Raw genomic sequence first — 17,702 nt, forward strand, 5'->3', positions numbered from 1 at the left:
AGGGTGATCATTTTTTCAACTGCTATGACTTGAAAATTAGTGGTTTTCACTGTTGTTTCGCTATAATGACGGAGAGCAAAGAGGAAATCGGCGGAATAGTAACTTAATATCTCAGTATTGAGCGGTCAAGCCAAATGAAAGCCATTGGTTTTGCCTATCTTCCCAGCAATTAATCGAACTTATGACTATCAATTTGGCTGATCGCCTGTCTGCTATTACGACGGATTCAGCGGGAACGACCCATGTTGTGTGGGTGGAAAATACCAGCCTCTGGCACGCAGTTTATAACGACAATTCTGGTACTTGGGAGAATGCCCAGGCGATCGCCAATGTGGGCAATCAATCCCTCACTAGCCTGAATTTGATTGCTAACGACAAGTTAATTCAACCCCCCAGCGGAGAAAGTAATGCCGCCCCGGCCCCAGGCTTGGTGGTGGTTTATCAGCAGGGTAGTAATAATGACAGTGATATTTTTTACACCGCCGCCCGCTATAACTCCGGGGGCAGAACGGAATGGTTAAGCTCACCCCAGGCTTTGACCGCTGACCAAGTGGGAGATTTGGCCCCCAGGGCGATCGCCGAGGAAGACGGCACTGTGTTTGTGGTGGGGCAAAAAGTTGATGCAAATCAAGCCAGTAATCAAGCCATTCGGGAAGATACGGATCTTTATTATCAGAGTTTTACAGTTAACCAAAATCAATTTAGCAGTAACCAAAATTCTTCTGCCAGCGGTAATATTAGCCAGACAAATTCCTACAATTATTTGGGGCGTAATCTCAATGCTACTAAGGCTAATTACGACATCCTGAGCCCAGGGGAAGCAGAGTTTCTTGGCAATAGACCTACATACCAAGGATCGGGGTTTAATTGGAACGCATCCAATGAATTTAATCTTAATGCCCTTTCATTTCTCCTTGCGAAAAAATTAGGTAAAGAAGCTGACCAAGTTCTCAAAGAGATGTTTGGTCCCATGATTCTTTCACTCTCTTTACAGGGTTCATCGGGTAATAATCCTGAATGGAGTTTGTTTGGGGGAGGGGACGCAACCAATGGACGGTTATTACTAAATGCCTTGGCTACCATAGGCAGAAAACAAAGACGGGATATTGGTGATAAAAACCGTTTTGATCAATGGAGAAGCCAAGGAAGAGGTGCACTTTCTCCGGGTTCCCAAGAGGGGTTTGATTTGTCTTTTACGTTGTCTTCTTTGTACAGCTATGGCAACAGCAATAGTAGCTCTGGAGGGAAATTTCCCCTCTATGTTGAAACCGGGGGAGCACTAGCCAGTTTTGCTAGCAGTATTCCCCTATTTGGCTTTGACAACATCAAAGGCTCTCCTTTGAATTTCAACTTTGGTCTATTTTTTAATGCTGGTTTTGCCCTGCAATGGCAGGTGATCCCCAAAAATCCCAACACCTATTCTCCCCTGCTGGCTCCCTATCTTGATCTGAGCGGCAATACGGATCGTTTATTAATTGTTGATGGCTTTTCTGCTGGTGTACCGGGCTTTTCTGAACTAACAGCAGGTCTAGCATTACTTTCAAATTTAGAAGCGGCCTTTGCTTCCATTGATAACAATAGTGATGTGGAGTTAGAGTCATTATTATTCGCAATTCCTGTTACTTTAGGGTTTGAAGGAACCCTGGAAATTCCCTATTTTTTAAAAATTTATGGCTCCATTGGCTTCTTTGCTGATGGCACTTTTACCCTCAAAAAAGGTGGGCCATCCTCTGTTACTGTGGGCATGCCCGTCAATTTAACTGTCAGTGTCTTAGGTTTAATTAGCGGCCGAGTTGCCACTTTTATTACCGCCACCGAGACTTGGCCACCATCTTCGGGAAATAGCCCCACTAATCCTCAGTCAGCCACTAATGGAGTTGCGAGTGTAGATGGTTCTCTGCTAACCATTAATCTACCTGAATTTTTATCCCTTGCTCCTAATCTTTCCCCCACAGAATTTACTGTTACAGTCACCAGTTCCAACAATCAAGTATCTACTATTCCCGTATTTGGTGTGGTTTTTCAAACCGATGCCCAAACTAACACCACTCAGGTTATTTTACGACTGGAACAGGCCATTCCCTATACCACCCTCAATGACCAGGAATTTTCCAATGTTGTAGTTAGTTATACGGGCAATCAATTGGGTACTTTTACCAGCAGTCCCGTTACCGTTAACTCGTCTGATACCCTGATTTATACCTATAATCCCACCAGTGGTACAGACAATAACTATACCCAGAATAATCAACAGATTACCATTGCTTTTAATGGCTCTTTAGATCCAGATATTCTCGCATTTGAAGATCAACTCATTAACTGGTTTACAGTCACCAATAGTAATAATCAAAACGTTGCTATCTCCAGTGTTGCCGTTAGTCAAACTAGGATTACTTTAACTCTTGCTACAAATGCGATTATTACCCCTGGGGAAAATTACACCGTTCAGTACAATCCCGATGCCAATAGTGAGCATCAACTGAAAACGGCCAATCAGGAGACTATTACAGCTTTTACCGTCAGTAGTGCCACTCCTCCCACCGCCAGGGGTTTAGTTAATAGCACCTTTGTCAGTGTTGCCAATGTTCAAACCCAACCCGTTCTCAGTAAATTAACCAGTGATTTTGCCCAGGATAGTTCCCCCGCCTTGGCCTTAACTAGTCAGGGGGACATCTTATTAGCTTGGAGTAGTGATACGCCTCCCATTACTCCCATTTCAGTTTTGGCAGAGGGAGATTATCTTTACCTTGTCTTTGCTGACAATCTCAAAAATGATTCCGCCAGTCCTCCTGGTAACGATCAATTTACGATTATCACCAGTGATGGTAATATTACCAATCCTACTAACGTTTCTCAGTCGCAAAATACCATTACCCTGACGGTTAACAACTCGGTTAATACCAGTCAAATTGTTGAAGTTAGTTATAGCTTAAGCGCAACAAATTTGAGTTCTAATTTATATCTAGCTGATGCTACTAATACCAGTTTCTGGGTTCCCAATTTTACCAACTCTGTTCAACTTGCCAGTAATATCAATACCGCTCCTACTACGTTACAAGGCTCGGTAATTTCCAACCTGATCACTATTCCTTTTAATCAAACCTTAAATATTAATAGCATTCCCAATGGTGATCAATTTCAAGTAACCGTTAATGGAAGCAGTACTAATCCCATTGCTGTTACCAATGTCACCGTTGCTGATACCTCTGTCGCTCTGGTTCTAAATCAAATTATTGGCCAAGGCCAATTAGTTTCCGTTAGCTATACGCCTAATGCCAATGGTGACAATAATTTAGTCAGCGATGCCAGCACTCCCCAAGCAGTGCAACAATTTACAACCAACAAATTTTTAACCACCGCATCCAGTACAGGCACGGTTATTAAAACTGCTTTTTCTCCCTTTGGCGATAGTAGTGTTTCTCCGATTACAACCATTCCCGGCACTAGCGGTATTAATTCCGATGTTGTTGCGACTCTCTACACTAATCCCACTACAAAAATAGCCCAAAATATTGTGGCTTGGGTGAATGTAGATAGTTCTGCTTTGACATTGCAATCAATTCCGGGACAAAATTATAACGCTGATGAGGCAGAATTAATTAATACCGCCCTCAGTCAATCAGACATTTACTATTCTGTGCTTGGCCCCAATAATCAATGGAGTTTGGCCGCCCCCATCGTTTCTAACCAGGCGGGTCAAGATCAAAAAGTAACTTTAGGAGCAGGGCCCAACGGTAGTTTATTGGCGGCTTGGTTAAATACTCAGCTAGATAGCAACGGCAATCCTAATACCACTATTCAGTTAGCAACTTTTAATGGCACTAGCTGGACTAGTCCCACCACTTTAGGTGGAGCTAATTCAGGCATCAAACCCAATAGCTTTAGTGAATTAAGCATTAGTGAAGTCAATGGGCAACCGGCAATTTTTTGGACGGAAAGTAAGCCTCCTTCCTACAGTAACCTGGTTTTTGCGGCCAATCCCTTGATTTATCTACGCTTAGAGGAGTTGAGCGGAACAACAGCTTTCAATTCGGGACAATTAGGCATCAACGGCAATGGAACCTATCAAAGTACGGGTAATTTTACGTTGAATCAAACTGGGGCATTAAATCCTTTTCTTCCTTTAGATAGTTCTGACTTAAACCAAACAGGGGCTTTAGAAGGAGACGCAACCTTGGTTGGTGATCCCAATCCTGCCGTGCTTTTTAACAATGGCGGCGGCGTCACCATTAATTCCCCAGTAGCGGTACCGGTGCAAGGTTTTTCCGTAGAGTTTTGGTTCAAACTACCAACAGCTGGGGGACTCGTTTCTTTAGCTAACCTAGCAGGGGTTTTTAACCTTTATGTGATTGAGGAAGCCCTAACTTTTGCCCTCAATAATAGTAGTAACTCCGTAATTACCCAGACAATTACCTCTGGGAATTGGCATTATCTGGTGGGAACCTACGACCCTGTTGACGAAATTCTGGCTCTTTACGTAGATGGAGAGTTAGCCGGTAGTTTAGAAAATGTTGTTTTTGCTAATTTGCCCCAGTCGGGAACCTTAACTTTAGCGGGCAGTCCTGGATCGGTTTATCTGGATGAATTTGCCTTTTATAACTCCGTTCTTTCCCATATCCCCACGAGTTCTAGCTCTGGTTCCCCCAGTGACAATTTATTGAGTTTAACCGGCAGTCAATTGGTGGACAGCATTTTGGGAGTGAACGAAATTGGTGCTCGCTACCAAGCCCGCTTTTTTGAGCCAGTAACAGCAGGACCAGAAACTAACTATAGCGTTTGGGATAGTAACAGTAATAGTTGGCAAAGTCCCATTAGTATTAACCCCATTGATGAAGTAATTCCCACCATTTTATCAGCGGCCAATAATCCAGTTTGGGATATTGTTTCTGTTGGCTCAGCTCCCAACGATAATATTCAAATTGCCCCCAACGGCAATCCTGATACCATTTTTCAAGTTAACTTAACGGGAAAACAGGGAAGTGAGATTGTTGGTGTTTCTGTTACCACAGCGAATAAACAACTCTGGAGTGTGGGCACAGATAGCACGGGAAATCCCCTTGGTGGTTGGCAACTAGGAGTGGTTTTGGCAGAGAATGTGGATACAACAACGCCCCAATTGCAATTTATTTCCGGCGATCGCCTGCTCAATAGTCTTAATCCCACGTCTAGTTTTTCCCATTCGATTATGGGGGAAACGGAAACCTTTACCATTTTTGTGGATACGGAGGGTAGTCCCCTAACTTCCTCGGCTACAGTCAATATTTATTTCCAGGGGGGTGACCCGTTTACTATTAATTCCCTTTCCCCGATTCCTAACCAAGGTGGCCCCGTACCTGCTAATAGTCCCGATTATTTAGGCAACCAAGTTCTCGGCATCGCCACCATCAAAGAAGCTAATGATGCCTCCCTTTCCCTGGTGGATAGTGGCTTTGTGATTAATACCGATAATCCGGCGATCGCCGTGGTGATGGCCAGTGGTTTTAGTAATGGCAATCTAGCCTATGTGGCGGTGGGCAATCGGGGTTATGCCAGCCAGGGTAACTCGGTGGGAGGCACAATCCAAATTTTATTTGCTGGGGGTGATGTTTTAGGGCAAAAGTCCAGTAATCCTTTAACAACAACGGATTTATCCGGCAATACTGACGGGGTACTCATTACGGGCATTGACGATACAGGGGATATTAACAACGATGTACCCATGGCTTTGGTAACAGGGGATGTGGACGGAGATGGGGTGGATGATTTAGTCATTGGCAATGCTAACCACAATGAAGGAAAGGGACGGATTTATGTGATTAACGGCCAGTATCTCAATGGTCTGAAGGGCAAAAACCAAACCCTTGATCTAACCAATGCCAGTCAGTGGACTAGCGATCAAGGTTTTGTCATTGACGGAGTAGATGCCGGGGGCGGGGCGGGTTTTTCCGTGGCGATCGGCAATTTCACTGGTAATGGCCCCCAAATTGCTTTCGGTGCGCCTTTTGCCCAAAATAGCGATGGAGTAGCAGTGGGTAAGGTTTATCTGGTTTCTCCCAGTAATCCTAGTCAACTTTCCCCGCCGATCCACATTGGGAACACATTCAGTCTGACCAATCCCCAAAATCAAGCCCAAACTATTACTGTGGGGGAAACGGCGGGTTATAGCTTGGGGGTTTCCCGCCGCATTACCGGTGGCCCCGTAACTTTTACCAATAACCCTAACGATGATTTATTTATTGGTTCTTCCACCTACGGGGTAACCATCAATAACCAATGGGTAGGCAAAGATGCGTTACCGTCCGGGAACCAGGGAGATTACCCCGATACCACTATGATTGCCGCCGGGGCAGTCCATGTTTTTTCCCAAGCAACGGGTCAAACTTTCGGCAAAATCGCCACTTACACGGGGCCCAATATTCCCGCCGCTAATGGAGTGGGAGCTAACTATTTGGCCGGAGCGGCCATTTCCCTGGGGGACTTTACGGATTTAGACGGGGATGGCCATCAGGATTTAGCAATTTCAGCCTTGGGAGTCAATGGCAGTGCAGGGGCGGTTTATGCACTTAGCGGCAGTAAATTTACCCCTTCCAGTTCTCTCCAAGCCCTTAATGAAGCGAGTAATTTAATCATTAATGGTGGCATTGCTGGGGGTCGGGCCGGCATGACCATTATCAGTCCAGGGGATGTGAACGGCGATGGTTATCAGGACTTTTTAATTACTGCTCCCCAGGCAGGCAACGGTACTGGGCAGAGCTATTTACTGTTTGGCCCCTTGGACTTATCAACCGAAATAGTACCGATTATTGAATTAAGTGCGATCGCCAATGACAGTAAACAAGTTTTTGTATTGAATGGCAGTTTGCCCAATCAATTAGCGGGAACAGCGGTAGTTAGTTTAGGGAATATCACCGGTAAACAAGGGTCGAACAACAGACCCATTGATAGCTTTTTGATCAGTGCCCCCAATGCCCAGCAATTTTATGCGGTGTATGGACAACCTTGGTTGGCGGATGATGGCAGTTTAAATTTGGCCGATGTTGCTTCCGATAACGGTTTTGTCATTGATGGCAATTTAATTGGCAATCCTCCCACGACCTTTGAGACTACTGCACAATACATTGACACCACTCCGGCAATTCTTATCAATGGCTCCAACCTGTACCTGGCCTATAAAGGTTTCGGTGGCAATAACCAAATTTATTTCACTGTCAGCACTAATAATGGTCAAAGTTGGAACTCGGAAGTACAGTTACCTCAATCTGCCCAAACTATTTTTCCCCCGGCGATCGCCTTTTTTAACAATGTTTTATACCTGGCCTATGTGGATGGTAACAAGGGATTAAATATCATCACTAGCCAAGATCAAGGACAAACCTGGAATGCTCCTTTGGCCTTGGGGGGAACTTCTTCCACACCGCCGACCCTATTTGTTTACCAGGGAACCCTGTCTCTACTTTTTGCCGCCAACAACTCAACTTCCACCGTTCTGCAATTTTATTTAAACAGCAGTAATGAGTGGATTTACGCCGATGCCATTGGTAGTAACCAAACTGCTATTAGTGCCATCAGTGCCACGGTGTTGGGGGATACCCTCTATCTGGTTTACAAAGGGGGAAGCGGCAACTCTCCCAGTACCCTTGACTACATAACATCCACCACCAACGCCGATCTTTCCGCTTCCGACTGGAACAGCATTCCCATCCCCGGAGTGAGTTCCCAGGGCGGCCCCAGCCTTACCAATAACGGCACCGATCTCTATCTCAGCTACCTCGACAGTAGTAATCAACTTAATTTCGTCAGTTCCAGTAATGGCATTAATTGGTCAGCATCCCAAGTCATTACCAACAACATTAGTCAAGCTCCGCCGGTGATCGCCTTTGCCAACAATGAACTTTATTTAAGCTACCCTGGCCCCCAAGGTTCCCAAGAACTGAATGTAACCAGTTTTCCCCTTCCTTTTACAGGCAGTATTCTGGGCAACGGTAGTCTAGTTCGCTTCCTGGGGGATGTGAATGGCGATGGATTTGCCGATGTTTTTTCTGGGGGAACTAATGCCGGTGCAATTATTTTTGGTAACAGTACCCAGGATTTATTAACAACAGCCAGTGGCAGTGATGATTTACTGATTTACGTTCCCAATGCTACCCTTCGGGATGTAATTAGTGTTGGTGATTTTAACGGCGATGGCATTAAAGATTTCGGAGTTTTAGATAGTAATAGTAATTTTTATGTTGTTTTAGGTAATACCAGTCTTGGGGACTTAAAAACATTAACTATTACCCCCAGTACTTCCCCTGTGGTCATTAATCAAGTGGGGGGAGTCACAAAATCCATGGCCATTGGCGACTACAACGGTAACGGCTATGATGACGTACTTTTATGGGGAGATAACGGTAATCAGGTGGGCTGGGGCAATAGTAATGGTGCCCTCAATAGTTTCACCAATATTGATTATCCTGAAACCCAAACATCGGCCACGGGGGTGGATCTCGACGGTGATGGCATAACGGAAATTGCCATTGGTAGTGACGCAAGAAAAATAGCAGGGCAGATTTCCACCAGCGGCAGTTTTTCCCTTCTCCCTACTCCCACCACTTCCTCTGTAATTAATACCCTGGCGGCGGCCAATCAATTAGAGAATATTGGTGACTTTAATGGGGATGGCATTGCCGATTTAGCAGTCCTCGCTTCCAACTACTATGCGGCGGCGATCGGGGAACCGAATAATTTGCCCAATTATCTAAGTCGTCCCGGCAATCAAGGGGGCATTTTTATCTTCTACGGTAGCGTCAATGGTCTTAGCGATAATAGTCAACCCGATGTAATTCTGGCGGCTCCTTTTACCAATCCCAGTGGACAGATCAGTACTTATCAACTGTCTCGCATTGCCCAAGCAGGGGACGTTAATGGGGATGGTTTTGACGATTTGTTGATTAGTTCCCCCTACACCGTTGATGCGGAAAATAATCAGGGCGGTCTGTTTGTAGTTTTTGGTGGGGATGATTGGAATAATCAACCCTTTGATTTAGGAACATTACGGGCCAATCAATCCCAGGGTTCCAGTGCCAACGGTTTTGCCATTGACGGTTTGCCCAATTCCCAAGCTGGTATCGCCCTGAGTGGTGGCGGTGATATTAACGGCGATGGTTTTGCCGATTTTATTATTGGTGCTCCTGGTCAAAATAGTCTGCAATATAACCAGCAGAGTGTATTTATCGAAAATGGCGAACTTAGCGATGATGAGAAATTCACATTTATCCAATATTTTGATGGTACTCAGACCAATCAACTAGGTAATAATCAACCATGGGATTTGAATGAGACTTTAACTAATCAAATTGTTACCAATTGGAATCAATCTGGACAATCGCCCCAGGCAATTATTGGCCAAGCTGATGGAAATATTTGGTATTATCCCGGCGGTGATAATCAAAACTGGCAATCCTGGGGCAAACTCCCCTCAGAAGTTACCCAACTAGCGGTTAATTGGAATACAGGGGGCAATCCTCAAATCATTGCTGGTCTGGGGAACAAGGGTGGTATTGAATACTATAACGGTTCTAGTTGGGTTAACAATGGCCCATACCAAGGAGATGGTTGGCGGTCTGCTATTACCCAAATGGCGGTGCAATGGGGGGCCAACGGTGAGCCAGCCCAGATAGTTGTCGGTTTGGCTGATGGAGCGGTAATTTACTACAACACCCAGTCCGGTTGGCGAACCATTAATAATTTTGGCAAAAGTGTTACCCAGTTATCGGTGCAATGGCAGGAAGCTAGTAATCCCAATATTGTGGTTGGCTTGGATAATAGCGAGGTGCAATATTACCAGGGCAGTAACGGTGTCTGGACTCAATTCCACGATGATGGCTGGATTTACCCCGTGCAACAACTGGCTGTCCAGTGGACAAGCAATGATGCGCAACCGTTAGTGGTGGTAGGTCTGGGGGATGATAACGGCAACAATGGCACCGTCTGGTATTACCAAGGTGCTAACGAAAATGGTGGCTGGACTTTTCTTTCCGGTCTGCCTTCCGGAGCGGCGATCGCCCAAATGGCAGTGCAGTGGAATGTTAGCCCCAGTCCCAGTTCATCCAGTAATGTTAGTGATTTAAAGATAGTGGTGGGGCAAGCCGATAGAACGGTGAGCTACTACAACGGCAATGGTTGGACTGCTACCCCAGCTATTAATTCCAGCTTGCAAATTCCCACCCTCAATGCCCTGGCAGTGCAGTGGAGTGCCAATGGCCAACCCCAAATTACTGTAGGACTAGGCGATTCCCAATATACAAATGGTGAATTGTGGTATTTGCCTAACCCCAGTCAATCTTGGCAACAATTAGATGCTTCCTCTCCTGTCACCCAGATTGATAGTCTGTGGACAGAATCCCTCGTTCCCAACAGTCAAACGGATAACCTTAGTTATGTTTTCTTTGGCAGTGATTTTAACCAAACGGTTAATCAGACGGGAACCATTGGCGATGATGTGATGCTGGGCAGTGCCACGGGGGAGAATTTTCTGGCTGGGCAAGGGGATGACCAGATTTACACGAAAGGGGGCTTGGACGTAGTTTATGCCGGCCCCGGTGATGACTGGGTTGCCGTTAGTGATACCTATTTCCGGCGACTGAATGGGGGCACAGGGTTTGATATTTTGGCTTTGCAAGGTTACAACGGCCAAAATTGGGACATTACCACCCTCTCTCCGGGCCTGCGGTTAGAGGATTTTGAAACCATTGATATTCGGGATTATGGTGCAAATCAATTAACCCTTAATTCCCTCAGCGTTATTAACTTATCCAGCAATAATACCGTTATCGTATTAATGGATGAAAGCGGTGACAGTTTGCAATTAAGCAGTGACTTTAGTACGGACGGGACGACTTATCAATACGGACAAAGATTCTATCAATATAAATCGAATAATTCCGCCGCCATTGTCTTAGTTAATCAGCCAACAATGCCAAGTTTTACCGCTCCAAGTCAGAATAAGCCCCAGCCTGTTTTACCGAATGGCAATGGAACAAGCAATACAGCAGCTTTAAATACCAATATTGCTAATATGGGTAATGCCAATACCGGCAATTTTAATGATGGAAATACCAACACAGGCAATGCTAATACCGGCAACTTTAATGACGGAAATACCAATACAGGCAATGCTAATATCGGCAACTTTAATGACGGAAATACCAACACAGGCAATGTCGGAGATATAAATATTGCTACAGAACTATTTGTTTCCAGTCCTACAGCTTCTGAAGCTTTGGGGGAAGTTGACTTCACCATTGAACGGACAGGCGATCTAGACAAATATGTTGTTGCCAGTTACCTAACCCAGGATATGGATGGCAAGGCAGGCGATCGCTATTTACCAGTAGCAGGACAGCTAGTATTCAAACCTGGGGAGACAAAAAAAACGATTAAAGTTAAAGTTCCTGATGATAGTATTTACACAGGAGACAAACAATTTGCTCTCTTGGTTTCCCTATTGGAAGAAGGGTTACAGCCAGGAAATGGGGAACAAGCATTTTCCTTAGCTTCTGATACCAATGGTTCCCAAATTCGCAATTGGAATTATCTCCCAGGAGAGTCAGCAAATAGTTTAACAGGGGGCATAATTAGCTTCTCTACCACCGTTAATGCTGGTCAAGCCCTAGTTAAGTTAGATGTTAATGGCTTAGCAGAATTTAATGACTTTGGGAGTTATAACCCCGTAGCTGGCAACTATGAATCCTTGATGCTCAATGGCATGACGGGAGCCAAATTTACCAACTTTGATAACGAAAATAATCCCCAGGGTCTAGAGCTTCAACTTTGGGATGGCGATCGGGGTGATGCCGATGGATTAACCAATGGCTTAGTGCAAACTAAAGGCTATTTGGGCAGGGTGATTCCAGGCTTAATCAGTAATGACAACCGAGTTTTCTGGGCTCCCACCAGTGCCGATGGCCAAGTGCAATTAAGGCTAATTAATAGTCCTAACCAAAATTATGCCATGGGCTGGATTGAGGTGGATGATGCCAATGGTTCCATCGATGGTCTGTTGCCGGATGATCCAAGTTATGAAGCGGCCGCTTTAGCTCGTAAGCAGCTTATTTTCAGCGATCAAAATGGTGCTTCCACAAAGGCACTAACCCGTAGCTTAGCCCAACAAAGCTTTACTAATGTTGATAATTTAATTGCAACAGAGTCACAGTTTTTTGGTGATTTTAGCAACGCAAATTTAGAAGCAAACCGTTATTACATTCTCTACAGTCAACAGGGGGATGAAACTACTTTTTCCATCGATACTGCTCCCATCATAGAGACCGATAGCCGCGGTTATCATCAACTAAACTTTGCTGGTATCACTGCCGAAATTGGCTCCAAAACTTTGGTGGTGCCAGGGGTATTGGGTCAGTCCGTCACTGCCGAAGTTTCCATTAGTCGGGCTGGGGCCTATGATAATGCCATTGCTTTGTACAAAGTTGACAGTCTGACTGGGGGATTGGACCTTAATGGCGATCGCCAAATTGATCTCAAACCCGGTGATTCAGGTTATACCGAAGCGGCATTAGGTCGTGCCCAAGCTCCCTTAACTGGTGTTAGCTTAACTGCCCCCGATGGCTTTTTCAGTACTACTCAACAGACGGTTAATTTGTTAGGTAATCAGATGTACGGCATGGTCATTATTTCCAATAGCACCATTGCAGAAGTTCTGAGTCAAAATCCCAGTAATGATCCCAACTTCGGTCCGGTTGCCCTGTTCTCTTTCAATGGAGCTAACCCCAATGGCATCAGTCAAATGTCCCGTTTAGGCAGTAATCTTTTCGGCTTTGAAGATATGGTCGGGGGCGGCGATCGGGACTATAACGACTTGATTTTGCAATTCGACTTTTTACCTGCTTAAAAATGAGCAAAAATAAACTACCCTCAATTATTCAACTTTGTTTTTTCCATAACTTAGTCCACCTCAGTCAACGTAGTTTAATCTATAATTCGCTCCACTGATTAACGCTACAATGACGTAGTTTTGCCAGTTAACTGTGGACAATGAAACTATTATCAAATGGGCAGTTCGTTGCCGGTGTATTATTCAGTGGAGTGGCTGGTTTTATCGATGCGGCTAGCTTTTTAGGGCTCAATGGTCTGTTCACTTCCCACATCACAGGAAATCTGGTCATTGCCGCAACGGAAATAATTGGGGTAGGGGGAGAAGCCCTTTGGGTGAGGATTGCAGTCATTCCAGTTTTTATGTTTGCGGTACTCCTAACCACCGTTCTTGCCCGTCGCCATCAACTACATTTAGCCCATTTAATCAGTTTGGAAACTTTAGTTTTATTACTATTTACAACCAGTGCCGTTGCTTTGGATCCACCTCACCATAAATCGGTTAATAATTTACCATTATTTGTGACTGGTTCTTTGGGAGTATTTTCCATGGGCATGCAAAATGCACTAATGCAGGAATCTTTGGGACACATTGCCCCTACTACTGCCATGACCAATAACCTAACTCAGTTCACCATGGATTTGGCATTGACTAGCGGCTTACAAAGTCATGCTCGACCAAAATTAACTCTTCAAGATCTTGATGCTTCCCGCACCAGATTAATTAAATTTGGTAGCTCCTTGCTTGGATTTACCGTCGGCGCTATCTGCGGTGGAGTATTAACTGCTAAGTTTGGCTTAATTTCCCTATGTTTTCCCCTGATGTTGATGATATTTTTATCGTTTAAAGTGGAGTTTTTCTTTGGAAATAATCGCCTTGACGACAAGATAAAATAAAAATCTAAAGCAAAGGCCTTGTATGCTATCAAAGAATCAGGATACTGTTCTAATCTCCTAATTCATTAGGATGCACCAGTAAAACATAGCTGAAACAATGTCGCCGATCGCCCTCAATTTATTGCAGTCAACCCCCTATCAGGTGGGGGGGAGCTTGGCCGCTAATCATCCCAGCTACAGTCAACGGGAAGCGGATCGGGAACTATTGGCCCAGTTGCGAGCGGGCAAATTTTGCTATGTGTTCAACTGCCGGCAGATGGGTAAATCTAGCCTGCGGGTGCGGGCCATGCATCAACTGCAACAGGATGGGGTGGTGTGTGTGTCCATTGACATCACCAGTTTAGGCACCGAAGCCGACCCTCAGAAGTGGTATAACGGCATTATTACCCAGCTTTACCTCGGTTTGCCTTTGGCGGGGAAGGTGGCCCTCAAGCCTTGGTTACGGGAACGGGAACAACTCAGTCCCATTCAAAAGCTACGGGAATTTGTTGAAACAATCATTCTTCAAACCATTGGCGATCGCCAGATTGTCATTTTTATCGATGAAATTGATAAGGTATTGAGCCTGCCCTTTTCCTTGGATGACTTTTTTTCCTACATTCGTTTTTGTTATAACCAACGGGCCGATGACCGGGAATATAATCGCTTGAGTTTTGCTTTATTTGGGGTGGCCACTCCTTCAGATTTAATTGATAACAAAACCCAAACGCCATTTAACATTGGTCAAGCCATTGCCCTCACAGGTTTTACCCTAACGGAAGCTCTGCCCCTGAGTGCTGGTTTGCCGGTAGATGAAGTTAGCGCCCGAGAAATTTTGGGGGAAATTTTAGCTTGGACTGGGGGGCAACCCTTTTTAACCCAGAAAGTGTGCGAATTGGTGGCAGAAGCTCTACAGAAAGGGGATTTAGATTGCCAATCTCAAACTATTGCCACTACCATTGCCCAACTAATTGAAGAAAAAATTATCCGCCATTGGGAATCCAACGATGAACCGGTACACTTTCGCACCATTGGCGATCGCCTATTGAAAGATCAAGCCCGCAGTGGGCAACTGTTGGGGCTGTACCAAGAAATTTTGCATAAAGGTGCTATTCCGGCGGACGATAGCGTTGAACAAACGGTGTTGCGACTAACGGGGCTGGTGGTGAAAGTGAAAGGGCAGTTGCGTCCCTATAACCCCATTTACCAAGCAATTTTTAACGCCCAATGGGTCAGTAAGGAACTGAACAAACTCCGACCCTATGGCACCAACCTCCAAGCCTGGATCAATTCCAAGTACCAAGATTCTTCCCGATTACTGCGGGGGGAAGCCCTACGGGAAGCATTGGCCTGGGCCAGTAGTAAAAACCTCAGCGGGGTGGATTACCGCTACCTCAACGCCAGCCAAAATCAGGAACAGGAAGCTTCCCTCGCTGCCAACCAAATTTTGACTCAAGCCAATGTCAAAGCGAAACGGATGATCAGTTTTGGCATTGTGGTGCTGATGATGTCCCTGGGGGGCTCGGCGATCGCCTTGAGCCAGGCCTACTTTGCCACCCTCAAACAACAACGGAGTCAACAGGGCACAGAACTCCAACGCTTAGGCACCAGCGCCCAACGGCAATTTACCTTTGATCAAATTCCTGGTTTGGTCACCGCTTTGGAAGCCGGGAACCAACTTCATCACCTGGTCAAAGCGGATGAAACCCTTAGTCAATACCCCGCCACCAGTCCCTTGGTAAGTTTGCAACAAATTCTTAGCCAAATTGCCGAAAAAAACGTTTTGACGGGCCATCGGGACGGAGTTACCAGCGTAGCCATCAGTTCCCATAAGAATTTGATTGCTTCTGCTTCCCGGGATGGGACAGTGCGCCTTTGGACACCCCAGGGGGAATTTTTACGGGAATTCACCGGCCACACAGGCAGTATCTACCGGGTGGATTTCTCCCCCAACGGCAAAATTTTTGCCACCGCTGGGCAAGATCAGACGGTCAAAATTTGGGACCTAGACGGTAATCTGCTCCAAACCCTCAAGGGCCATCAAGATTCTGTCTATAGCATTAGCTTCAGCCCCGACGGGGAAATCCTTGCGTCCACCTCCCGAGACCGCACTGTGCGCCTTTGGCATTGGCGATCGGGTAAGACCTTGGCTGTGTTGGCGGGGCACACAAAGTCCGTAGATGATGCCCAGTTTAGCCCTGACGGCCAAACCCTAGTTAGTGTTTGTCGGGACGGACAAATTCGTCTCTGGGATTTACAGGGCGACTTAATTCGTCAGTTTGGTTTACCGGAGGTGGCTTTTTTTGGCGTGAATTGGCATCCCAATGGCAATCTCCTGGCCGTGGCGGCGGACGATGGCACAGTGAGACTGTGGACTCCCCAAGGGGAAATTAAAGCCACCCTATCGGGGCATGATGAATTTGTCACCAGGGTGGTCTTCACCCCCGATGGCAAACAGTTATTTTCTAGCAGTAGTAATGGCAGTGTCATTCACTGGTCCACCAGCGGCAAAATACTGAAAAAGTATCAGGGGTACCCGGAGGCAATTTTTGGTTTGGCCTTGGCCCGCAATGGAGCCCTATTGGTGATCGGTGCGGAGAATAACTTAGTAAAGGTTTGGGACATGAGCCCAAAGTCCGATTTGGTTAACCTCAATCTGCCCGCTGTACTCGGGGCGGTGGCGGAAAATGCTAAGACCAACACCATTGCTTTGGCCATGGAAAATGAGTCCTTGATTTTGTTCAACACAAAGAATAGGAGCCGACAGTTTTTATTCGATGCTAGCCAAAATCTTGACCGCCTCAAGTTCAGTGCCGATGGCCAATGGTTATTGGGGCAACGGGGTCGGCAATGGCAACTTTGGCAACTCCAGACTAAACCCCAATTGCTCAAAACCTGGAGGACGGATATTAGCCGGGTTTACGACGTAGACCTGCGTACTACTCCCACATCCCCCCAATGGGCGATCGCCATGGCCACTGGGAGCGGAGAAGTGCAACTTTGGCAAGGAACAAAAAATAATCAGACCAGTGGAAACCAATCCCAAGGGGTTCCCATTGAATTGAATGACCCCATAGTCCTTGCCCTAGGAAACTCCATGCAACGAAAAGAACCCATCCGCAGTGTTAGTCTCCACCCGACCTTGCCGCAATTGGCCGCTGGCGATGAACAGGGTAATCTCACCCTCTGGAATTTTGATGGCACCCTGATTAGAAGTATTGTGGCCCACGGCGATCGCCTCAATCAACTGCAATACAGCCCCAACGGTAAGTATCTGTTAAGCGCTGGGCGGGAAGGCACCGCCAAAATTTGGAGTGTGGAGGGACAACTATTACATACCCTAAAAAGTGACCCCCTACCCATTGATCAGATTGCCATCAGTCCCGACAGCCAATGGATTGCCACCGCCGCCAGTGACGGCATGGTCAGACTTTGGGACCAACAGGGTAACCTCCGGGGGGAATTTACCAGCACATCAGGTTCGCTATTAGGGCTAGATTTTAATCGGCAAGGGCAATGGCTGTTAGCCGTGGCCCAAAACGGGGACCTACAAAGTTGGCCCGTCACTCCAGAGAAGGAACGGCTCCGTCAACTAGTAGAACAGGGTTGTGACTGGTTGAGAGATTACCTAGCCACGGAGAAGCAACCGGCCCAGACCTATTCCCTAGAATTTTGCCAGCCGACAGGAAATTAATCGATGTTTTTGTCAATAAAATCAAATCAAACTTAACAATAATTAATGGAGAAATGTTGATTTATCTTTCTCCCCTTGACAACGTTTTGTAACAGAGGTTTCTCCCGCCTACAAAAGCTATGTAAGAATTAGGGTTAGTTGGAACTTCAACAACAGCTTCGATTATTCTTTGTACTGAATACAAAGTGGATCGGTCATCGGCGGGACATCAGTCAAATTTTCTCGATTTAGGAAAACAGCCAGTGGTAAGTCAAAATCACTCGACACCGTGAACCCAGGACAG

At 45.9% G+C, this 17,702-nt stretch carries 3 protein-coding genes; all 3 read left to right on the plus strand.

Going from position 1 to position 17,702, the window contains the following annotated elements:
* Window positions 1–181: 181 nt before the first annotated feature.
* The 3 genes from BWK47_RS09920 (at window position 182) to BWK47_RS09930 (ending at window position 17,419) form a co-directional block, all read left to right on the plus strand.
* Entirely contained in the window at window positions 182–12,868 is a 12,687-nt protein-coding gene (locus BWK47_RS09920) for a Calx-beta domain-containing protein (protein WP_162328514.1), read from the plus strand.
* A gap of 143 nt (window positions 12,869–13,011) precedes the next feature.
* Window positions 13,012–13,746, plus strand: coding sequence for a YoaK family protein (locus tag BWK47_RS09925; RefSeq protein WP_162328515.1), 735 nt, complete (start codon window positions 13,012–13,014; stop codon window positions 13,744–13,746).
* Window positions 13,747–13,843: 97 nt separating this feature from the next.
* Complete coding sequence (locus BWK47_RS09930; RefSeq protein WP_162328516.1) at window positions 13,844–17,419, plus strand: AAA-like domain-containing protein; 3,576 nt, start codon at window positions 13,844–13,846, stop codon at window positions 17,417–17,419.
* Window positions 17,420–17,702: the final 283 nt, after the last annotated feature.

The organism is Synechocystis sp. CACIAM 05, from assembly GCF_010222815.1.
Classification (GTDB): Bacteria; Cyanobacteriota; Cyanobacteriia; order Cyanobacteriales; family Microcystaceae; genus Synechocystis.

Bases quoted from the DNA above. Each gene is read 5' to 3' on its own strand.
- BWK47_RS09930 (WP_162328516.1), top strand. From the start codon at position 13,844: ATGTCGCCGATCGCCCTCAATTTATTGCAGTCAACCCCCTATCAGGTG.
- BWK47_RS09925 (WP_162328515.1), top strand. From the start codon at position 13,012: ATGAAACTATTATCAAATGGGCAGTTCGTTGCCGGTGTATTATTCAGT.
- BWK47_RS09920 (WP_162328514.1), top strand. From the start codon at position 182: ATGACTATCAATTTGGCTGATCGCCTGTCTGCTATTACGACGGATTCA.